General features: G+C 68.3%; 23 protein-coding genes. 9 read left to right on the top strand and 14 right to left on the bottom strand.

Translation table 11 applies throughout. From position 1 onward, the window contains the following. The first annotated feature begins 96 nt into the window (after nucleotides 1-96). Nucleotides 97-678: a YceI family protein gene (locus AC07NN_RS13115; protein ID WP_494641360.1), complete on the top strand. Its 582-nt coding sequence runs from the start codon at nucleotides 97-99 to the stop codon at nucleotides 676-678. Between the two features lie 150 nt (nucleotides 679-828). Here the strand turns inward: AC07NN_RS13115 and AC07NN_RS13120 are convergent, their stop codons facing one another. Further along, nucleotides 829-1,629, bottom strand: coding sequence for a CAP domain-containing protein (locus tag AC07NN_RS13120; RefSeq protein WP_494641362.1), 801 nt, complete (start codon nucleotides 1,627-1,629; stop codon nucleotides 829-831). Nucleotides 1,630-1,683: 54 nt separating this feature from the next. Here AC07NN_RS13120 and AC07NN_RS13125 point away from each other — a divergent pair, with 54 nt between their 5' ends. Beyond that, nucleotides 1,684-2,244 (top strand): nucleoside 2-deoxyribosyltransferase, encoded by a 561-nt coding sequence (locus tag AC07NN_RS13125; protein ID WP_494641364.1) that lies wholly within the window; start codon nucleotides 1,684-1,686, stop codon nucleotides 2,242-2,244. Here AC07NN_RS13125 and AC07NN_RS13130 read toward each other — a convergent pair. From AC07NN_RS13130 to AC07NN_RS13140, 3 genes are all read right to left on the bottom strand, one after another. Further along, the gene (locus AC07NN_RS13130; protein WP_494641366.1) at nucleotides 2,232-4,196 is read right to left on the bottom strand and encodes an ATP-binding protein; all 1,965 of its coding nucleotides are present in this window, start codon (nucleotides 4,194-4,196) and stop codon (nucleotides 2,232-2,234) included. The genes AC07NN_RS13125 and AC07NN_RS13130 overlap by 13 nt on opposite strands. Further along, nucleotides 4,193-5,080 (bottom strand): hypothetical protein, encoded by an 888-nt coding sequence (locus AC07NN_RS13135; RefSeq protein WP_494641368.1) that lies wholly within the window; start codon nucleotides 5,078-5,080, stop codon nucleotides 4,193-4,195. Before AC07NN_RS13135 ends, AC07NN_RS13130 begins: the two co-directional genes overlap by 4 nt. A 126-nt stretch (nucleotides 5,081-5,206) precedes the next feature. Continuing rightward, nucleotides 5,207-5,866, bottom strand: coding sequence for a tRNA1(Val) (adenine(37)-N6)-methyltransferase (locus AC07NN_RS13140; protein WP_494641941.1), 660 nt, complete (start codon nucleotides 5,864-5,866; stop codon nucleotides 5,207-5,209). Nucleotides 5,867-6,082: 216 nt separating this feature from the next. Between AC07NN_RS13140 and AC07NN_RS13145 the strand changes: the two genes are divergently transcribed. The 3 genes from AC07NN_RS13145 (at nucleotide 6,083) to AC07NN_RS13155 (ending at nucleotide 8,088) form a co-directional block, all read left to right on the top strand. After that, a complete protein-coding gene (locus AC07NN_RS13145) occupies nucleotides 6,083-7,093 on the top strand; it encodes a polyprenyl synthetase family protein (RefSeq protein ID WP_494641370.1) in 1,011 nt (336 codons plus the stop codon). Further along, nucleotides 7,093-7,599, top strand: a complete 507-nt coding sequence (locus tag AC07NN_RS13150) for a hypothetical protein (protein WP_494641372.1) — start codon at nucleotides 7,093-7,095, stop codon at nucleotides 7,597-7,599. The genes AC07NN_RS13145 and AC07NN_RS13150 overlap by 1 nt, the downstream gene beginning before the upstream one ends. 90 nt (nucleotides 7,600-7,689) lie before the next feature. Further along, nucleotides 7,690-8,088 carry a YccF domain-containing protein gene (locus AC07NN_RS13155; RefSeq protein ID WP_494641374.1) on the top strand — a complete coding sequence of 133 codons (399 nt, stop codon included), beginning with the start codon at nucleotides 7,690-7,692 and terminating at the stop codon, nucleotides 8,086-8,088. An 11-nt stretch (nucleotides 8,089-8,099) separates the two neighbouring features. Here the strand turns inward: AC07NN_RS13155 and AC07NN_RS13160 are convergent, their stop codons facing one another. The 5 genes from AC07NN_RS13160 to fumC all read right to left on the bottom strand — a co-directional run bounded on the left by AC07NN_RS13160 (nucleotide 8,100) and on the right by fumC (nucleotide 11,268). Beyond that, on the bottom strand, nucleotides 8,100-8,408 hold the full coding sequence (locus AC07NN_RS13160; protein WP_494641376.1) for a CcdB family protein: 309 nt from the start codon (nucleotides 8,406-8,408) through the stop codon (nucleotides 8,100-8,102). Continuing rightward, nucleotides 8,409-8,657 (bottom strand): type II toxin-antitoxin system CcdA family antitoxin, encoded by a 249-nt coding sequence (locus AC07NN_RS13165; protein WP_494641378.1) that lies wholly within the window; start codon nucleotides 8,655-8,657, stop codon nucleotides 8,409-8,411. A gap of 94 nt (nucleotides 8,658-8,751) precedes the next feature. Continuing rightward, a complete protein-coding gene (locus AC07NN_RS13170) occupies nucleotides 8,752-9,429 on the bottom strand; it encodes a phytanoyl-CoA dioxygenase family protein (RefSeq protein ID WP_494641380.1) in 678 nt (225 codons plus the stop codon). A 2-nt stretch (nucleotides 9,430-9,431) separates the two neighbouring features. Then, nucleotides 9,432-9,869: a GNAT family N-acetyltransferase gene (locus AC07NN_RS13175; protein WP_494641382.1), complete on the bottom strand. Its 438-nt coding sequence runs from the start codon at nucleotides 9,867-9,869 to the stop codon at nucleotides 9,432-9,434. Nucleotides 9,870-9,876: 7 nt separating this feature from the next. Beyond that, nucleotides 9,877-11,268: a class II fumarate hydratase gene (fumC, locus tag AC07NN_RS13180; protein WP_494641384.1), complete on the bottom strand. Its 1,392-nt coding sequence runs from the start codon at nucleotides 11,266-11,268 to the stop codon at nucleotides 9,877-9,879. Nucleotides 11,269-11,383: 115 nt separating this feature from the next. On the opposite strand from fumC, the gene AC07NN_RS13185 reads away from it, so the two are divergent. From AC07NN_RS13185 to AC07NN_RS13200, 4 genes are read left to right on the top strand one after another with little or no spacing between them, the layout of a single operon-like run. Beyond that, on the top strand, nucleotides 11,384-11,704 hold the full coding sequence (locus AC07NN_RS13185) for a YbjQ family protein (protein WP_494641386.1): 321 nt from the start codon (nucleotides 11,384-11,386) through the stop codon (nucleotides 11,702-11,704). Further along, nucleotides 11,705-12,244: a DUF1697 domain-containing protein gene (locus AC07NN_RS13190; RefSeq protein WP_494641388.1), complete on the top strand. Its 540-nt coding sequence runs from the start codon at nucleotides 11,705-11,707 to the stop codon at nucleotides 12,242-12,244. Nucleotides 12,245-12,267: 23 nt separating this feature from the next. Beyond that, the gene (locus tag AC07NN_RS13195; protein WP_494641390.1) at nucleotides 12,268-13,431 is read left to right on the top strand and encodes an acyltransferase family protein; all 1,164 of its coding nucleotides are present in this window, start codon (nucleotides 12,268-12,270) and stop codon (nucleotides 13,429-13,431) included. A gap of 4 nt (nucleotides 13,432-13,435) precedes the next feature. Further along, nucleotides 13,436-13,825, top strand: coding sequence for a RusA family crossover junction endodeoxyribonuclease (locus AC07NN_RS13200; RefSeq protein ID WP_494641392.1), 390 nt, complete (start codon nucleotides 13,436-13,438; stop codon nucleotides 13,823-13,825). Here AC07NN_RS13200 and AC07NN_RS13205 read toward each other — a convergent pair. The 5 genes from AC07NN_RS13205 to AC07NN_RS13225 form a co-directional block, all read right to left on the bottom strand. Continuing rightward, on the bottom strand, nucleotides 13,793-14,179 hold the full coding sequence (locus AC07NN_RS13205; protein WP_494641394.1) for a hypothetical protein: 387 nt from the start codon (nucleotides 14,177-14,179) through the stop codon (nucleotides 13,793-13,795). The genes AC07NN_RS13200 and AC07NN_RS13205 overlap by 33 nt on opposite strands. A 77-nt stretch (nucleotides 14,180-14,256) precedes the next feature. Continuing rightward, complete coding sequence (locus AC07NN_RS13210; RefSeq protein ID WP_494641397.1) at nucleotides 14,257-16,449, bottom strand: serine hydrolase domain-containing protein; 2,193 nt, start codon at nucleotides 16,447-16,449, stop codon at nucleotides 14,257-14,259. A gap of 77 nt (nucleotides 16,450-16,526) precedes the next feature. Continuing rightward, complete coding sequence (locus tag AC07NN_RS13215) at nucleotides 16,527-17,300, bottom strand: C13 family peptidase (RefSeq protein ID WP_494641398.1); 774 nt, start codon at nucleotides 17,298-17,300, stop codon at nucleotides 16,527-16,529. A gap of 12 nt (nucleotides 17,301-17,312) precedes the next feature. Continuing rightward, nucleotides 17,313-17,786 carry a PaaI family thioesterase gene (locus tag AC07NN_RS13220; RefSeq protein ID WP_494641399.1) on the bottom strand — a complete coding sequence of 158 codons (474 nt, stop codon included), beginning with the start codon at nucleotides 17,784-17,786 and terminating at the stop codon, nucleotides 17,313-17,315. A 13-nt stretch (nucleotides 17,787-17,799) separates the two neighbouring features. Then, on the bottom strand, nucleotides 17,800-18,285 hold the full coding sequence (locus AC07NN_RS13225; protein ID WP_494641401.1) for an SspB family protein: 486 nt from the start codon (nucleotides 18,283-18,285) through the stop codon (nucleotides 17,800-17,802). Between the last annotated feature and the right edge of the window lie 132 nt (nucleotides 18,286-18,417).

Consider the following 18,417-nt stretch of genomic DNA (forward strand, 5'->3'; position numbering starts at 1 on the left):
GGCGATAGGCGAGCCTCTTTGTGGCTTGCACCGCGTGGCGACGCGCGGAAAAGTCCGCTCCCGGTCCCGCTTGGGGACGCCGACGGAGACGCCTCCATGAAACGCCTGCTCGCCGCCCTGATCGCCGGCGCCGCCTTGTCGGCCGCCGCCGCGCCGTCCTTCGCCGCCGAGGTCGCCTACAAGCTGGATCCGACCCACACCGAGACGACCTTCACGATCGACCGTTTCGGCTTCACTTCGATCATCGGCATCTTCGCCAAGTCGGAAGGCACGATCTGGCTGGACGAAGCCGCGCCGGACAAGTCGCGCGTCGAGGCCACCGTGACCGTCGACAGCCTGTTCGCCGGCGACCCGACCCGTGAACAGCACATCAAGGGGGAGCGCTGGCTGAACGCCGCCAAGAACCCGACCATGACCTTCAAGTCGACCAAGGTCGAGAAGACCGGCGACTCGACCGCCAAGGTCACCGGCGACCTGACCATCATGGGCGTGACCCAGCCGGCGACCCTGGACGTCAAGCTGAACAAGATCGGCTCGGCCCCGAACAATCAGAAGCGCCAGGCCGGCTTCACTATCACCGGCCAGATCAGCCGCAAGGCCTTCGGCAGCGCCGGCGCGGCCGGCATCATCGGCGACGCGGTCAACATCCGCATCGAGACTCTGGCGGTTTCGCAGTAGCTCAAGGCAAAGCGCCCCCTCCGTCACGATGCGTATCCGCATCGCGCCACCTCCCCCGCAAGCGGGGCAGGAGGGGAGCGCTTCTTCCTGCCCCGTGAAGCGGGGGAGGTGGATCGGCGCCGATAGGCGACGAGACGGAGGGGGCGCTACTCAGCCGCTCAACACGAACACCGGCCCCCAGGCCACCTGATAGCGATGCTCCCCCGACGACAGGTGCGGGCGCAGCTGCCACGCGCCGGGTTTCAGGACGGATGACGGGCGGCCCTCCACATAGGTCGTGGTCAGCACCTCACCGCCGGGCTCCGAGACCGAGAACTGACGGATCGACGGGGCGGCGTTCGAGAGGGTGCGGGCGATCTCGTCCGTGGAGCGCACCCGCAACGGCGCGGGACCGGCCAGGCGGGCAGCCACCTCGGCATAGGCGCCCACAGCGATGACGCGCGGGCCCTGGCGCAGGACGCCGTAGCCGACATGGGTAAAGCCGGGCGCCAGCAGGTTGGCGCGGTGGCCGGGGCTGGTGCGCCACTGGTTCATGATCTGGTCGGGCTGGACCGCGCCCGAGGCGTTGCGGCGCATGGCGATGTTCTCGCCCGGCGCGCCCACGAGGTCGCGGGCCAGCAGGCCGACGCGGCCGGCGGGGGAGTAGCCGTCGCGGGTGATGTGCTCGAAGACGCCGGTGACCGCCATGTCGGCCGCGTGGGAGCGGGCGGCCAGGGTCAGGCCCCGGTCCCAGGCCAGCGGCGAGGGGCCTTGGCGACGCCGGAAGACGTTGTTGAGATCCAGCAGCGTCTCTTCGAAGTCCGGATCGAAGTCGCCCTCCGGCGGATCGTCGAGCAGGCCGCGCAGGCGGCGCTCATAGGCGATCCAGGGCTGGGCGGGAGCGGCCAGAACGGGTGTCGCCACCCAGATCAGGCCACCGGCCAGTAGGGTTCTTCGCGCGATCGAACTCATCAAGTCTCCCACTAGACATTGACTCGGGGCCCTCGGGACCAGACCTAAGGCGCCATGCGTCCTGTCCGTTCCCTATGGCTGGCCGGCCCCGAGGCCTGGCTCCCCGACACCGAAACCCAAGGGGCTCGTCAAAGAGCCCTGTGCCTGGAGGCTGGCTTCGAGGTGCTGACCCCCGCCCGCATGCCGCATGGCGAGGGCGGCGACGAGCTGGAAGCCAGGCAGTTCTACGCCACCCGCATGGCGCAATTGCGCCAGGCCGACGCGGCGGTCGTCAACCTCACCCCGTTCCGAGGCCCCTCGGCCGACACCGCGGCGGTGTTCGAGGCTGGGGTGCTGGCGGGCCTGGGCAAGCCGACCTTCGCCTATCTGAACGTCACCAGCGAGATCCAGGCCGAGTACGTCGCCCGCGTCGATACGATCCTGGGCGCGACCCTGGACGAGCACCGCGTCTGGCGCGACGGCGACGGCTGCGTGATCGAGGACTACGGCCTGCCCGAGACGGTGATGCTGTGGGCCGAAATGCGGCGGCTGTTCGTGATCGTCACCCACGATCCGCTGAACGACCTGACGGGCCTGGAGCTGTGCCTGGAGGCGCTGGCGCTCTACGCCGAATAGGCCGTGGCCGGCGCGGCCGGACTTTCCGGTTGCAGGACCCGCTCGATCGCCAGGCTGAGCGCCTGGACATCGATCGGCTTGGAGACGTGGTCGTCCATGCCTGCGGCCACATATTCGGCGACCTGGTGCTGGAAGGCGTTGGCGGTCAGGGCGATGATCGGGGTGGGCGTCAGTCCGCCCTTGGCCTCGGCCGCGCGAATCTCGCGGGTGGCCTCGATGCCGTCCATGTCGGGCATGTGGACGTCCATCAGGATCACGTCGAAGTCCTCGCGCCGCCAGGCCTCGACGGCCTCGACCCCGGTCGAGGCCAGGGTCAGGTCGGCGCCGAACGCGTCCATGATCGCCCGCAGCACGGTCTGGTTGGTCGGATTGTCCTCGGCCGCCAGCACCCGCAGGTTCCGATCCATGGCGTCGGCCGCGGGAGAGGGGAGGTCGGCCTTCATGTCCAGCGGCTTGGCGATGGGCATGGGCAGGGTTACGTGGAAGGCCGAACCGACGCCGGGCGTGCTGTCGGCCCATGCCTCGCCGCCCATCTGGTTGGCCATTTCGCGGCAGATGGCCAGGCCCAGGCCCGTGCCGCCGAACTTGCGCGTGGTCGAGGCGTCGACCTGCGAGAAGCGCTGGAAGAGGCGCGCCATGCTCTCGGGCTCGATGCCGATGCCGCTGTCCAGCACCGTGACCCGCAGGCCCTCGCGGCCTTCGGCGCCCAGGCCTTCGGCATGGATGTCGACGCCGCCTTCCAGGGTGAACTTCAGGGCGTTGCCGACATAGTTGCTGACGATCTGGCGCAGGCGGGCCGGATCGCCGCGTCGGCGGCCGCCGGCGAACGGCGAGATGTGCAGGTTCAGGTGTACGCCCTTGCGCGCGGCCACGGCCGAGAAGCTGGCGACGACGCCTTCCAGCACCTCGTCGACACTGAACTCGACATCGTCGATCTCCAGCATGCCGGCTTCGATCTTGGAGAAGTCCAGCACGTCGTTGATCACGTGCAGCAGGTCCTGGCCGGACATCAGGATGACGTCCAGCTTGGCCCGCTGCTCGGGCGACAGGTCGCTGTCGGCCATCAGTTGGGCCATGGTCAGGACGCCGTTCAGCGGCGTGCGCAGCTCGTGGCTCATATGGGCCAGGAACTCGCCCTTGGCGTGGTTGGCGGCGTCGGCGCGGGCTCGCTCTTCCTCCAGTCGGACGCTCTCGCTCTCGGCCTGGCGCAGGCGCAAGGCGTTGTCCTTGAAGACCTGGACGGCGCGGGCCATGTCGCCGACCTCGTCGGCGCGGTCGAGGTCCGCCAGGGGCGTCTCCAACCGGCCCACGGCCAGGGCGCCCATGGCCTCAGACAGATTGTCCAGCGGCCTGGCGATGCGCCGCATCAGGACCGCCAGCAAGGCCACGATCAGGACGGTGGCGATGATCGCCACGCCGGCCACGCCCAGCGCCGCCGACCAGGCGGCGGCCTCGACCGAGGCGGTGTCGTAGACGATCACCATGTGCCCCAGGGCCTGGGTCTGATCGACCTCGGTATGGAAGAGCGGAACCACGGACACCAGGTAGCGGTCCTGGCGCAGGCGTTCGACGGTGGTGTCATTCCCGGCCTTCGCCAGGGCTTTCATGGCGATGGGCTTGAGGGCCTGGTCGCCGGATTGCAGCAGCGGCTGCTTGCGCGGGTCGAGGATCAGCACCAGGCGGGCGTCCTGGTCGTCCAGGATCGGGGCCAGGGCGGTTCGGACCGCCGTGTCGTCCAGCATCCAGACGCCGGCGGTGACATTCTCGCGCGACAGGTTGGCCGACAGGTCGACCTTGCGCAGGAACATCTCCGATGCGCCGGACGCCCGCGACCAGGCGGTGACGCCGGCCATGACCAGGAAGCTCAGCACCACCAGGATCAGGCTCGGCGCCAGCACCTGGAAGAGGATGGAGCGCCCGCGCGCGCGTCGGATCGGCGTCGTTTCACTCATGGCCGCCACCAATAGCGCTCGGGGATCGCGCGGGTTTCCGGCGACAGGAACGGATTGTCCATCTCGATGATGCGGCGATGACGCAGGTCGGTCTGGTTGAGCGCGCGCTGGACATGGGCGTCGGTGTTGAACAGCCGATCGTAGGACCCGTCCGCGAAGGCGCGCTCCAGCCCGCGATAGAGGTCGCCGTGCAGCACCTTGTTGCCCTTGGCGACGTAGAAGAAGCTGGTGAAGCGATAGTGCAGCGCCAGGCCCTTCTCGATGGTCAGGGTCGGCAGCTCGGCGCGATGCAGGTCCAGCTCGCCATAGGCCTCGATCACGCCGCGCGGATACATGTCGCCGCGCCCGGCGGCGGTCATCGAGAACAGGCGCGGATAGGCGCCGGTCCAGACGGTGACGCCGGCGTTGCGCAGGATGCGGGTGTCCGGCCAGCCCTTCCCCTGGAGCGCGGAGTAGCGGGTCAGGTCGGCACGCGTGCGGATCTTGTCGAAGTCGGGCTGGCGGGCGCGATCGATCATGAAGATGCGATAGCCGAGCAGGCCCCGATCGATCGGCAGGCGGACCGGCGCCAGCAGGGAGTCGGCGTGGTCGCTGGCGCCCAGCATGGCCAGGTCCATCCTGTCGCCGGAACGGATAGCCTCGATGGCGCGTGGTTCGGTGACACGGCCCACGGGCGAGGGGCGCAGATCGTAACGAACGCCGCTCTTGGCGAGCGCCAGCTGCAGGACCTTGAAGCCCAGGGTGCGCTCGGTGGCGAGGCCGTTACCCTGGTTGTAGTAGATGATCCGGGGAGCCGGCGTCGACGCGCGGGCGGGCGCCGCCGGCGCGAACGCCAGCAGGGCGGACGTCACCGCCAAGGCGCGCCAAACGGAACGCCGCCGCATCCAGATTACCTCCCCCCAATATTCTGACCGTACAGGGACGGCTCAGGGGCTTAATCCTGAATGAAGACGCGATCGGCCACCCTGCGGCGTGTTGGCGCATCGGCGCTCATCGAGCGCCGATATCGATCACCAGGGAAGATCGGCCTCGCCGCGGAGAATCGCTTCGGCCTCGGCGGTGTGCTTGCCGCCGTCGCGGTCGTGGAGGACCAGGGGCGGCAGCAGGACCAGCGGCGCCTTGCCGGTCTTGATCGCCCGCACGATCACCCGCTTGGCTGGCGCATCGGCGAAGGGTGCGATGGGGCGGATCCTGAACGAGCCGGCCTTGGGGGCCAGGTCGGCGAGGATGTCGGCCAGACGATCGGCGCGATGGATGATCGTGATCGTCCCGCCCTCGCGCACGGCCTTCAGGCAGAAACCGGTCCAGGCGGGCAGCCCGCCGTCGGCCATCCAGGCGCCGCTCTTGGCCGGGGCGGGCGCGCGAAGAGCGTTGGGGTCGTCGAAGAACGGCGGATTGGTCATCACCGCGTCGAAGACGGGCAGGGATAGCGCGCGGAAGCCGGCCTCGACATCGCCTTGCGCCACCGAGACGCGGTCGGAGAGACCGTTCAGCGCCGCGTTCTCGGCGGCGAGGGCGGCGGCGACGGAATCACGCTCCACGCCCTGGAAGACGGCGCCTGGCCGGCGAGTCGCGGCGGCCAGCAGGGCCCCGCCCACGCCGCAGCCGGCCTCGATGACGCGCTGGCCCGGGAGAGCGTCGCAGGCAGCCGCCAGCAGGGCCGCGTCCATGCCCGCCCGATAGCCGTCAGGGCGTTGGCGCAACCGTACGCGGCCGTCCAAAACCCGATCCTCCGTCACCCGTTGTTCGTCCAATGCTTTCTAGGCCTTGTGCTCGCCTTGACCCTGACCTATCCCGCCACCATTGTCCCTCGCAACGGTTCATCCCCAGTCGGCTTCTGTCGACCGGACCGAAGATCGAGGGGAGGCCGCAAGGAGAGTAAGGTTTTGGACGCAGCCGCAGCGACCCTCCCCCGGAAGTCGGGCTCGGTGGATCGTCTCGTGCGCCTCGCCGAGGCCGACATGGTTGGCGTCAACGCGCTGATCACCGATCGCATGCAGAGCGACGTGCCGATCATCCCGGCGCTGGCCGAGCACCTGATCGCCGCTGGCGGCAAGCGCCTGCGTCCGCTGTTGACCGTCGCCGCCGCGCGCCTGGCCGACTCCGACAACGACAACTGCCTGAAGCTGGCCGCTTCGGTCGAGTTCATCCACACCGCCACCCTGCTGCACGACGACGTCGTCGACGGCAGCCAGCTGCGTCGTGGCAAGGTCGCCGCGCACCTGATCTGGGGCGCGGCCCAGAGCGTGCTGGTCGGCGACTTCCTGTTCGCCCGCGCCTTCGAGCTGATGGTCGAGACCAACTCGATGAAGGCGCTGGAGATCCTGGCCCGCGCCAGCCGCGTCATCGCCGAGGGCGAGGTGCTGCAGCTGATGCGCAGCCACGACCTGAACCTGTCGCAGGCCATCTATCTCGAGATCATCCAGGCCAAGACCGCTGAGCTGTTCGCCGCCGCCTCGGAGGCCGGCGCGGTCTCGGCCGGCGTCGACGCGGCGAAGGCCCAGGCCTTGCGCGACTACGGCCTGAACCTAGGCTTGGCCTTCCAGTTGGCCGACGACGCCCTCGACTACGGCGGCGCGACCGAGACCCTGGGCAAGAACGCCGGCGACGACTTCCGTGAAGGCAAGGCGACCTTGCCGCTGCTGCTGGCCATCGCCCGCTCGGGCCCGCGGGAGGCCGAGTTCTGGGAGCGCGCCATCGGTCGCCGCGAACAGACCGAAGCCGACTTCCGCCGCGCCCGCGAGCTGATCATCGGCACCGGCGCCCTGGACGCCACGCTCGATCTGGCCGCCGACTATGCCGACAAAGCCAAGGCGGCGCTCTCGGTGTTCCCAGCCAATGACTGGCGCGAGGCGCTGGAAGACCTGGCCGACTTCGCGGTGAGCCGCCTGGCCTGATGCGCCCCGACCATCCCGTCGACGATCCGGACATCCAGCCTCACAAGGGCGGAGAAGCGGCGGGACGGGTGATTGGCGGCGGCGTGGGCGTGCTCCTGGCCTTCGTCCTGATCGTCTTGATGCTGGGACCGGTGCTATGGGCGCCGACCTGGGCGGGTCTGCGGGTTGCGCGCGTCGTGGTCGGCTCCTGGCAGCCCTGGGCGGCCGGCTTCGCGGCCGCGCTGGCGGTGTTCTTCGTGCAGTTCCTGCTGCTGGTGCAGAAGTCACCGGCGCTGCGCTATCCGATCGTCGCGCTGCTGTCGTTGCTGTGGGTGGGAGGCCTCTGGCTGGAGTTCACCTCGCCGCCGCACGACTGGATCACGACCGCGCCGGCCTTGCATACGCCCGGAACCTGGAGCTGGGTGCTGATCGGCGTCGGGACGGTGCTGTACGCGGGGATCTACCTCCTGTCGCTCAGCCGCTTCGGCAAGGGCCGCTGGGCCCGGCGCTGGCAGTTGATCAAGTAGCCGGGTGAATTCGCCGTAACGGTCTTCACAGCGGGGCCGGGCGGGGCCACGTCTTGGGCGTGGGACGCTTTGGTCCCTTAGGGCTGGGAAATGATCCGTTTTATCCTGAACGTGCTGTGGTTGATCTGCGGGGGCTTGGTTTCGGGCCTGGGCTGGCTGCTGGCCGGCGTGCTGCTGGCCATCACCATCGTGGGCCTGCCCTATGCCGGGGCCGCGTTCCGCATCGCCGGCTTCGCCTTCTGGCCGTTCGGCAAGGAGATCGTCCATCGCGAGGTGCTGACGGGCCGTGAGGACATCGGCACGGGTCCCATCGGCACGATCCTCAACGTGATCTGGTTCATCGTCGCCGGTTGGTGGCTGGCCTTGGGCCACGTGATGATCGCGATCGCCGAAGCTGTCACGATCATCGGCATCCCGTTCGCCATCAAGGACCTGCAACTGGCCTACATCGCGCTCGCGCCGATCGGCCGCGAGGTGGTGGAGCACTAGAACCCGGTGAACTAGAATCCAGTGAACAGGCGGTCGAGCGCGCGGCGGATGTCGTCTTCGTGCTCGACTGCCGAACCCGTCTTGCGGCGCGGATCGGTCTGTCGGATGGCCACCATCCCGGTCACGCTGATCAGTAGCGCCGCGCCGTTTCGTTCGAGCGGAATTTCAAAGGCGCTGACAGGGGTCGTTCTGCCCTTTAGGACCGGCGCGACGATTGCCTCCGTCAACCCCGTGGCGTGATGAGAAGATAGGATGACCACGAACGGCACGGCTGCCCGCATCGAAGTGATCGGGTTTTCGTAGAGATCGAACTGCCGCAATCACCAGGTCCGCAAGTGATCGGAGAGCAGGCCGTGCTCATCGACAAAGCGGTTGTGTTCCGCGATCGCCTCGGCGTTCTCCGCTGCCCATCGCCGAGCGCGTTCCTCGGCGCCGGTCGGATCGACCTTCTGGAGATGCAGGCGCAGCTGGGTCTCGCTCATCCCGACAACCGAAATGCCCAGCCGCTCGGCCTGGGCCAACAGTTCAGGATCGATTGGCGGCGCGTCCATGGGACGTGAGGCTAGCATGGTGGGCTCTCGGCTCACAGCGATGCAACCAATTTGGCGAGTTGATGCTAAAAATCAACTATAAATTGATTTAAGTCACCCGCGACTTAGGCGTTCAGTGAGCCTCAAGTCCCAGCCATTCCAACCCACCCGGCAGGTCAAAATCTCCATAGTCGACCTGGAGAACGCGCCGCCGCCTGGGCGGGTCGGCGCGATCGGAGGCGTGGAGGATTGGTGTCGAATAGGCCCAGACATCGCCTACCTCCGCCAGGCAGACGTGCTGAGGGAGGGCATCGGCTCGGCTGGCGGCCTCGTCGGCCGTCACGCGGCCCAGGCGATGCGAGCCAAGCGCCACCCGCAGCGGCGCATTGCCGGCATCGACGGCGTCCAGGTGGACACGCACGGTCACCATGCGCTGAAGGACCTCGAACGGCGGTGCGGCGTGCAGGACGCCGTCCTTGGTCGACCAGGGACCGAAGCCTTCGACTTCGCGCCGCTCGCGCACGGGGATCACGCGGTCCTGATGCCAAGCCACGATCCAGTTCGCCTCGGCGGTCTTGTCGAACATCACGGCGCGGACGGGCCGGGCGGTGTGAGACGTCAGGCGGGCGGCCAGGGCGCCGACGGGGCCTTCGGATTCCAGGATGTCCGCCAGGCGACGGTCGCCCCGAATTCGGGCGCCAGGGCGCGCGGTGATCGCTTCGTCGGCCAACTGACGAAGGGTCTCGACTTGGTCTTTCGACAGCAGGGCGGGAATCAGGACCGCGCCGTCGCGGTCGAGTGTCACGCGCATGGTCAGCCCTTCCGCATCACGTGCGTCCAAGGCCCGCTTGTCTCCGCGACGAACCCCTGCGCCTCCCAGAACGGCCCGGCCGCCTCGGAGGCCCTCGCATTGACGGTCAGCAGGCCCACGCTGTCGAAGCCCTCGTGGATCAGGGCCGAGGCCAGGGCTGTCGCCACACCCCGACGGCGCATGGCCGGGCGGACGTAGAAGCGGCGCAGGCGGCGGGCAGGCTCGGGAGACGCGGGTTCGACGCTCAGACCGCCGACGCCCGCCAACTCTCCGACCAGGAAGGCGGCGAGCAGGGCCTCGCCGTCGTCCTGGAAGCGCGCGCCGGCCTGCCAGCTGTCAACCAGCAGGGCCATGTTGCGCACGCCTTCGCCGGAGGCCTCGGCGACCAGATCGCCGAAGCCGTCCGGCAGCTCGTCGAAGATGCGGACGAGCTGGAGCATGTGAGTATCAGCCCGGCGAGACCATCTTTTCCGGACGGACGTATTCGTCGAACTCTTCGTTCGTCAGGTAGCCGCCGCCGACGGCTTCTTCACGCAGGGTCGTGCCGTTCTTGTGGGCCGTCTTGGCGATCTTGGCGCAGGCGTCGTAGCCCAGCTTGCCGTTCAGGGCCGTGACCAGCATCAGGCTGTTCTCGACGCCCTTGCGGATGTTGTCGATGCGCGGCTCGATGCCGACCACGCAGTTGTCGGTGAAGCTGATCGCCGCGTCGGCCAGCAGGCGTACCGACTGCAGGAAGTTGTAGGCCATCACCGGGTTGAAGACGTTCAGCTCGAAGTGACCTTGCGACCCGGCGAAGGTCAGGGCGGCGTGGTTGCCGAACACCTGGACGCAGACCTGGGTAAGGGCCTCGCACTGGGTCGGGTTGACCTTGCCCGGCATGATCGACGAGCCCGGCTCGTTTTCCGGCAGCGACAGCTCGCCGAGGCCGGCGCGCGGGCCCGAGCCCAGGAAGCGGATGTCGTTGGCGATCTTGAACAGGCTGGCGGCGACCGTGTTGATGGCGCCGTGGCTGAAGACCATGGCGTCGTGGGCGGCCAGGGCCTCGAACTTGTTCGGGGCGGTGGTGAACTCAAGGCCGGTGATCGCGGCGATGGCCTCGGCCACGCCCTCGGCGAAGCCGATCGGGGCGTTCAGGCCGGTGCCGACGGCGGTGCCGCCCTGGGCCAGCTGCATCAGCTTGGGCAGGGTGCTCTCGATGCGCTCGATACCGTTGGCGACCTGCTGGGTGTAGCCGCCGAACTCCTGGCCCAAGGTCAGCGGGGTGGCGTCCTGGGTGTGGGTGCGGCCGATCTTGATGATGTCGGTCCAGGCCGCCGTCTTGGCTTCCAGGGCGGCGTGCAGGTGCTTAAGGGCCGGCAGCAGGTCATGGACGATCTGTTCCGCGCAGGCCACGTGCATGGCCGTCGGATAGGTGTCGTTCGACGACTGGCTCATATTGACGTGGTCGTTCGGGTGGACGGGCTTCTTGGTGCCCATCTCGCCGCCCAGGATCTCGATGGCGCGGTTCGAGATCACCTCGTTGGCGTTCATGTTCGACTGGGTGCCCGAGCCGGTCTGCCAGACGACCAGCGGGAAGTGGTCGTTCAGCTTGCCGTCGATCACTTCGTTGGCGGCCTGGACGATGGCGTCCTTCAGGCCGGCGTCCAGCTTGCCCAGCTTGAAGTTGGTCTCGGCGGCGGCGCGCTTGACGATACCCAGGGCGCGGACGACCGGCAGAGGCTGCTTCTCCCAGCCGATCTTGAAGTTGCCCAGGCTGCGTTGGGCTTGCGCGCCCCAGTAGCGGTCGGCGGCGACTTCGATCGGGCCAAAGGTGTCGGTCTCGATGCGCGTGGCGGTCATGCGGAGATCTCCGGAAAAACGGTCGAGCGCGGTCTAGACCCTGAGGCTCGGCTTCGCAACGTGTGGCGCCGCACAACAGCGTTCGCTATATCGGAAACCTATCAGGAGGTGCTCCATGCTTGTCGCCACCACCAACGATCTCGTCGGCTACCGCGTCGTCGAACATCTGGGCCTCGTGCGAGGCGTCACGGTCCGCTCGCGCAGCGTGATCGGCAATATCGGCGGGGCGGTGCAGTCGCTGTTCGGCGGCAACATCACGATCTACACGACCCTGGCCGAGACGGCCCGGCAGGAGGCCTACGACCTGCTGGTGGCTCACGCCCGCGAGCTGGGCGCCAATGCGATCCTGGCCATGCGCTACGACGCCAACGAGATCATGGAAGGCATCACCGAGGTCCTGGCCTACGGCTCGGCCGTGCGGGTCGAGCGGCTCTAGGTGAGCGCTTTCGTCGCCCTGCCGCGCTCGATCAACACCGGCAAGCGCAAGGTGTTGAAGGAAGACCTGCTGGGGATCGCCCAGGACACGGGCTTCAAGACGGCCAAGACCTATCTGGCCAGCGGCAACCTGCTGCTGTGGGGCGACCACGCGGGCGGCGAGGCGTTGGCCTTGGCGCTTGAGGACGCCCTGGAGGCTCGCATCGGCCTGCGCACCGATTTCATGGTCCGCTCGCCGGCCCAGATACGGGCGATCATCGAGGCCAACCCGTTCAAGGCGGAGGCGCTGGACCATCCCAGCCATGTCATCGTCAACTTCCTGAAGGCTCCGCTGCCCGACGGCGACGAAGATGTCCTGCGGGCCGCGATCACCGGTCCCGAGCGGTTCGCGGTTGGGACGTGCGAGCTCTATCTCGACTTCCCCATCAGCATGGCCGACTCGGTGTTGGATAGGGACTGGAAGAAGTCCAAGCGCAATCCGGTCGGCACCACGCGCAACTGGAACACGGTGCTGAAGCTGGCCGAGATGCTCGACGCTTGACGGGCGTCCTCGGGGGAGTAGCGATGTCGAACACGTCAACGGGCGGTCAGCGGATCGTGTCGCTGGACCTGCTGCGCGGCCTGGCGGTCGCCGGCATGATCCTGGTCGACAGCCCCGGTTCCTGGTCCAAGGTCTATGCCCCGTTGGAACATGCTGCCTGGCATGGCTGGACGGCGGCGGACCTGGTGTTCCCGACTTTCCTGTTCTGCGCGGGCATGGCCGTCGGGATCATGATCCCGAGGCTGACGGCCGAGGCGCGCGCCGGTTCGGCCTTCTGGCTGAAGGTCGCCCGGCGGACGGGGCTGCTGATCCTGCTGGGCCTGGCGATCAACCTGCTGGCCGGGCATTTCGACCTGCCGAACCTGCGCTTCCCCGGCATTCTGCAGCGGATCGGCCTGTGCTACGCGCTCGGCGCCGCCATCTGCGTGCTGGCGGCGCGGCGTGGGGAAGACGGTCGGCTGATCTTCAACCTGCCGGTCACCTTCGGCGCGGCGGTCGTGCTGATGGCGATCTACTGGCTGGCGGTGGCGTTCGTTCCGGTTCCCGGCTTCGGGGCTGGGCATCTGGACTCCTACAAGTCCCTGCCGGCTTTCCTGGACCGGGCGGTGTTCACGATCCCGCACCTGTGGCGGGGGGCGACGACCGAGGGACTGGGGGTGACCTATGATCCCGAGGGGCTGCTCTCGACCCTGCCGGCCACGGTCAATGTGCTCATGGGTGCGGTCGCCGCGAGGTTCATGATGCAGGGGCGAGGCATGACGGCCGTGCTGGCTTTCGGCGTCGTGCTGGTGGCGGTCGGCTTGGCGCTGCATCCCGTCATGCCGATCAACAAGAAGATCTGGACGCCCAGCTTCGCGGTGCTGACCAGCGGTGTCTCCACCTTGGTCCTGGTCGGCTTCGAGTTCATTGCGCGGTCGGGACGCGGCCTGGGCTTCGACTTCGTGCTGAAGGTTCTGGGCGGCAACGCGATCCTGGCCTTCATCCTGTGCCAGCTGCTGGGAATTTTCAGTGATCTACGGATCGTGCCCGGCGCCCATCCCACGCCGCAGGGCTTCGGCAACGCCATGATGCTGAAGCTCACCCCCGATCCTTATCTGGCTTCCTTTGGCTGCGCGGTTCTGGTTCTTGCCTTCATCACCGCGATCCTGATCCCGCTGCACAAGCGCGGCATCCATCTGAGGCTCTGACGACTTGCTCGACGACGACTGGACCCACCACGGCAAGGTTCGCGCCCGCGAGGCCGGGGGCGAGCTGACCATCGTGGTCGACGGCCTGACCACCCAGGGCAAGTACTACAAGCCGCTGATCTACGAGTTCTTCCGCAAGTCCTGGCGCGGTTCGCGTCCGGCCTGGGGCGAGTTCAGCGTCGAGATCGGCATGGAGTATGTCGGCGAACCGCCGTGGATGGACCTGGACAACCTGGCCAAGGCCCTGCTGGACGCCATCAAGGGCTATGCCTTCCACGATGACGCCCAGGTCGCCCGGCTGCTGGTCGAGCGCCGTGCGGGCGAGCGCGAGCGGATCGTGATCCAGGTGCGCAAGCTGAACTCAAGCCTTATGCGGCGCACGCTCGAAGACTGAGGCGGCCACGGCCACGTACAACACGACCAGGAAGGCGCCATAGCGGCCGACGCTGATCGGATCGGCGGCGGGCATGACCTCGGCATAGCGCGAGATCACCAGGCAGCCGCCTACGAGGCCGGGCGTCGAGTACAGGACCATCGGGAACAGTCGGCGGCGGCGCGGCGTGTGCGTCAGCCGCGCCACCGCCTGGAAGGCGAACGTCACGGCCGCTGCGGCCGCGAAGGCGTTCAACGCATAGAACCAGAAGGTGCTTTCCAGAAGGACCCCACCGAAAGCGGCGTAGAACAGGGTGGCCGCCATCCAGGCCGCCAAGCCGGTTCCCCCGAACGCCAGACCGTCCAGTTTTGACACGTCCGTCTCCTTCATCCGTCTCCCTGGGGGCTGGGCTGCAAGGCCCACGCCGGAGGAGGCGGACGAAGTCGGGACGATCAGCTCCAGGGCAGCAGGTAGCCCCAGGCGCCCAGCAGGACGCTCAGCAGCACGAACAGCAGGGCCGTGAAGGTGAAGGCCACCTTGCGGCCGCTGCTCCAGCTGTCGACGCGACGGCCGCCGCGCCAGACCATCGGCAGGACGCCCAAGGTCAGGATGCTGAGGGCAGCGGCGACCAGGGCGCAGGCCGAGCCGCTGAGCAGCCAGCCGCTGGGCCAGCCGAAGAAGACTGCGGTTTCGTCGCTGGCCTTGGCCGCGAACACGCCCATGCAGGCGGCCGAGATCAGCCACAGCACGGACTGCATGGTCTGCATCTGGCTGGCGCGGGCCTGGACCGGCGTCTGGCGCGCCTCGCGGCGGTTGCGGAACATAACGCCCAGGACGGTGGCGACGCTCGCCAGGCCCGCCAGGATCGCGGTCCAGCTCAGCAGGCCCATCGAACGGAAGAAGCCGATCCGCTCGTAGGTCGCGGAGCCACGCGCCGCGTAGAACCGCGAGGGGCGGTCGCCATTGGCGTCGAACACCAGGGTCAGGGCGCTGTCGACCGCCTTGAACACGCCGGGCTTGTCCGTGCCGTTGAACAGGGTGCTGGCGTCGCCGTCGGTGACGGTCAGGCGGCCATCGGGCGTGGCGCGAACCATCGCGCGGCCGGTGAGGCGGCCGGTGAAGCCTTCGAGCCCGCCATAGGCGCGGCGGGTGGTCAGGTAGTCGCCCTCATAGGCGCGGGCCTGCTCGTAGGTCAGGGCGCTGGCGGCTGGAACGGCCGGGAGCGGGGCGTAGAAGTGCTCGACGATGGTCGAGGGCAGGGTCGAGGGCAGGTTGGCGCCGCTCTCGGTATTGACCGAGACGAAGATGCCCAGGCCCAGCTCCGGCACGATCACCATGTTGGAGAAGAAGTAGAGCGTCGCGCCCTGGTGGCCGAAGCCGCGGTGGCCGCCGGGCAGGGCCATGTCCTGGAAGCCGGCGTTCCAGCCGGCGGCGTCCGGGGCCGGGCGGTACATTGGCGTGCGGAAGGCCAGGGCGCTCTTGGGCGAGAACACCGTCCTGCCGTCGATAGTCCCGCCGTTCAGCAGCAGGGTCATGTAGCGGGCCATGTCGCCGGCCGTGCTGGAGGCCGAGGCGGCGGGCGCCACTTGGCCCATGAACTCGCGCGGCTGGGTCTTCCAGCCCATCGGGGTCCACGAGAAGGCGTCCGACAGGTCGGCGGCCAGGGTCTCGTTCATCGGCGCGGGCAGGCCGTCGCGCCACGGGCGGGCCTCGCGGAAGGTCGTGTGGTTCATGCCGGCGGGCAGGATGATCTGCTCGCTGACCAGCTGCTCGTAGGGCGTGCCGGTGACGTTGGCCAAGGCCGCGCCGGCCAGGGCCGCGCCGTAGTTGGAGTAGCTGGGCAGCAGGCCCGGCTCGCGCACGCGCTTGGGACGTTCCTGGCGCAGGTAGTCGGCCAGCGGACGGACGCGGTTGGGGTCGCGCTCGAACAGCTGGCCCAGGGCGCGATCCTCGAAACCGGCCGTGTGGGTCATCAGGTCGCGAACACGGACCTGGGTCTTCTTGCCCTGGTCCTTCAGTTGCAGGGGTTCCGGCAGGTAGACGTTGATCGGGCCGTCCAGGCGCATGTGGCCGGACTCGATCTCGTTCATCAGGGCGATCCAGGTGAACGTCTTGGAGATCGAGGCGACGCGGAACAGGGTCTTGTCGGGATCGACCGGCCTGCGCTGGCCGAGATTGGCGAAGCCGTAGCCCTTCTTCAGCACGACCTGGCCGTTCTGGACCACCGACAGGGTAACGCCGGCGATGTGGTCGCGGCTCATGGCGCGGCGGACGACGCCGTCGACGAAGGCTTCCAGCTCAGGGCCGGGCAGCGGACCGAGATTGGCCTGGACGGGCGCGGCGGCCGGGATCGCCGGCGCGGTGGGCGCCGGAGCCGGCGAGGGCGCGGCGGTCACGGGCTTGGGCGCCGCGGTGGCGGCCGTGGCGACGCCGGCGGCGGTGGCCGGTTTGACCGTCGGACGAACCGGTCGGGCGCGGCGCGGATACAGGCTGTTGTAGGGGCGCGGCTTCGAGTTGAGGACTGGGTCCGGCGAAGCGGCGGGCGGCGGCGAAGCGTCCTGCGCCCGCGCCTCCGATCCGACCAGGGAGCAAAGTGCGATGATGGCCGCCACAAGGGCGGCTGCGGGCGAAACGCGCGACGTCAACGATGTCCCCTGGGTGAAGGCAAACCCCTAGGGTTTGTGTAGCGCGCTGATCGTCCGGGTCAAACCCAGTTCACCGGTCAAGGTGTGGAGGGTTTTGCTTTGTTGAAGGCGTAGAGCGGAAGCATGGGGCGCAGGGCGGGTCCGATCCACACCTGCGGCTCGGAGGCGGGCTCCGCGCCGGTCTCCTTTTCCTTGCGCGCCACGCAGGCCTGGACGCCCGCGCCGAGGGCGGCGAAGTCCTTGGCGTTGGGGGCCGTGGAGAGGAAACAGTCGTCGAAATAGGGGTACTTGTCGCTCTCGCCGCAGCCGAACGAGGCGCGGTCGGGGCGGGCCGCCGTCAGGATCAGCCGGTCGCCCTTCTGCAGGGGCGGGATGAAGACGCCCGAAAAGCAGGCCGAGATCACCACCACGCTGGGCCGGTTGGGGCAGGCGTCGTCCAGCATGGCCGCCAGCAAGTGCGGGCGTAGAAGGCTCTCGCCCAGGATCGCGCCGTCGGGGCTGCCGTGGCTGCTGATGTAGAACAAGCATCCGGCCTTGGCGGTCTGGGCCTTGATGCGCAGGGCGTCGTAGATGGTGCGTGCGTCCGACTGAGCCGGTGCGTCGGCGGGATAGCGTTCGGGGCGCACCGAGAACTGCTGGATCGCCGTCTTCTCGAAGCCAAGGCTCACCAGGGTCTTGGAGACGTCGCGCCGGGCGTTGTCGAAGGCCTCGGTCGGGCCGCCGGAATGGGCGTGGAAATCGCCGGCCACCACGACCGCGCTCCAGTTCGAGAACGGGCCGCCGGCCTGGGCGGACGAAAGCGGCGCGAGAAGCAGAACCAGAAGTCCGAAAACCGCCGCCGCTGCCCGCATGGCTACCGTCCTCTATTTCTTCTTGAAGCTGGCGAAAGGGGTGGGGATCGCCGTACCGGTGGACTTGGCCAGCAACCGCCCTTCGGCGTCGTAGAGCTCGCCTTCCATGAAGCACACGGTGCGACCCCATTTGACCACGCGGCCGAGGCCGCGCAGCGACCCAGGCATGGCCGGGCGCAGGAAGCTGGTCTTCATCTCGAGGGTGGGGACGACGTGGGTCATGCCCGAGGTGATCATGCCGGCCACCGACATGCACTCGTCCAGCATGGCGCAGACATAGCCGCCCTGGATCTGCCCCATCGGGTTGCATAGCAGCTCGGCGCGCGCCGTGAAGCCGACCTCGACCTCGCGATCAGCCTGGCGCACGGCGAGGAGCTCGAAGCCCAAGGTCTGGGATCCGGTGGGCGCGTTCTTGGACGCGCGGAAGCGCGCGAGGATCGCCTCGTCCGTCAGGGTCTGCGGAGCGTCCGAGGCGACATCGCTCATTGCTTACGGGCGCTCATTTCTTCCGGAATTGGTCCAGGGAGACGATCTTGGGGCCGTCGTCGCCCGAGGGGGCGTCATCCTTGGCCTCGACCTCGGTTTCCGGCTCCGGTTCGTCCTCGACCACTTCGGGCGGGGCGAACTGCAGGGCGAACTGCACCGACGGGTCGTAGAAGCGGGTCAGGGCGGCATAGGGCACCGACAGGCGCTTGGGCTGGCCGCCGAACTTCAGCGTCACCGAGAAGAAGGTCTCGCCCGGCGCCAGGTCCCAGTACTGATGCTGCAGGACGATGGTCATCTCGTCCGGGTACTTGCCCAGCAGGTCCTGCGGGCCCGAGACGCCGGCCGCCTTGGTCTTGAAGGTGATGTACAGGTGGTGCGGCTCGGGCAGGCCGCCGGGCGCGGCAGCCTTCTTCAGCGCCGCCTTGACCACGCCGCGCAGCGCGTCCTGGGCCATGGCCTCGTATTGCATGAGGTCTTCGGGCGGTTCGGTCTGGGACATGCGGAGAGAGGTACTTCGAACTGGAAACGAGATTCCGAGCGTACCGCGTCGGGGGCGCATCGCAAAGCTTCACTGTTGCGTTCGTGGCCAAGACGTCGTTGTCGTCCCGGACGAAGCGCAGCGAAGATCCGG

The sequence above is a fragment of the Caulobacter sp. GW821-FHT09H08 genome, assembly GCF_059415885.1.

Bases quoted from the DNA above. Each gene is read 5' to 3' on its own strand.
- AC07NN_RS13170 (WP_494641380.1), bottom strand. From the start codon at position 9,429: ATGCGCGTGACACTCGACCGCGACGGCGCGGTCCTGATTCCCGCCCTG.
- AC07NN_RS13115 (WP_494641360.1), top strand. From the start codon at position 97: ATGAAACGCCTGCTCGCCGCCCTGATCGCCGGCGCCGCCTTGTCGGCC.
- AC07NN_RS13130 (WP_494641366.1), bottom strand. From the start codon at position 4,196: ATGAGTGAAACGACGCCGATCCGACGCGCGCGCGGGCGCTCCATCCTC.
- AC07NN_RS13150 (WP_494641372.1), top strand. From the start codon at position 7,093: ATGCGCCCCGACCATCCCGTCGACGATCCGGACATCCAGCCTCACAAG.
- AC07NN_RS13185 (WP_494641386.1), top strand. From the start codon at position 11,384: ATGCTTGTCGCCACCACCAACGATCTCGTCGGCTACCGCGTCGTCGAA.
- AC07NN_RS13165 (WP_494641378.1), bottom strand. From the start codon at position 8,657: ATGCTAGCCTCACGTCCCATGGACGCGCCGCCAATCGATCCTGAACTG.
- AC07NN_RS13225 (WP_494641401.1), bottom strand. From the start codon at position 18,285: ATGTCCCAGACCGAACCGCCCGAAGACCTCATGCAATACGAGGCCATG.
- AC07NN_RS13220 (WP_494641399.1), bottom strand. From the start codon at position 17,786: ATGAGCGATGTCGCCTCGGACGCTCCGCAGACCCTGACGGACGAGGCG.
- AC07NN_RS13155 (WP_494641374.1), top strand. From the start codon at position 7,690: ATGATCCGTTTTATCCTGAACGTGCTGTGGTTGATCTGCGGGGGCTTG.
- AC07NN_RS13215 (WP_494641398.1), bottom strand. From the start codon at position 17,300: ATGCGGGCAGCGGCGGCGGTTTTCGGACTTCTGGTTCTGCTTCTCGCG.
- AC07NN_RS13125 (WP_494641364.1), top strand. From the start codon at position 1,684: ATGCGTCCTGTCCGTTCCCTATGGCTGGCCGGCCCCGAGGCCTGGCTC.
- AC07NN_RS13195 (WP_494641390.1), top strand. From the start codon at position 12,268: ATGTCGAACACGTCAACGGGCGGTCAGCGGATCGTGTCGCTGGACCTG.
- AC07NN_RS13140 (WP_494641941.1), bottom strand. From the start codon at position 5,866: ATGGACGCGGCCCTGCTGGCGGCTGCCTGCGACGCTCTCCCGGGCCAG.
- AC07NN_RS13135 (WP_494641368.1), bottom strand. From the start codon at position 5,080: ATGCGGCGGCGTTCCGTTTGGCGCGCCTTGGCGGTGACGTCCGCCCTG.
- AC07NN_RS13175 (WP_494641382.1), bottom strand. From the start codon at position 9,869: ATGCTCCAGCTCGTCCGCATCTTCGACGAGCTGCCGGACGGCTTCGGC.
- AC07NN_RS13120 (WP_494641362.1), bottom strand. From the start codon at position 1,629: ATGAGTTCGATCGCGCGAAGAACCCTACTGGCCGGTGGCCTGATCTGG.
- fumC (WP_494641384.1), bottom strand. From the start codon at position 11,268: ATGACCGCCACGCGCATCGAGACCGACACCTTTGGCCCGATCGAAGTC.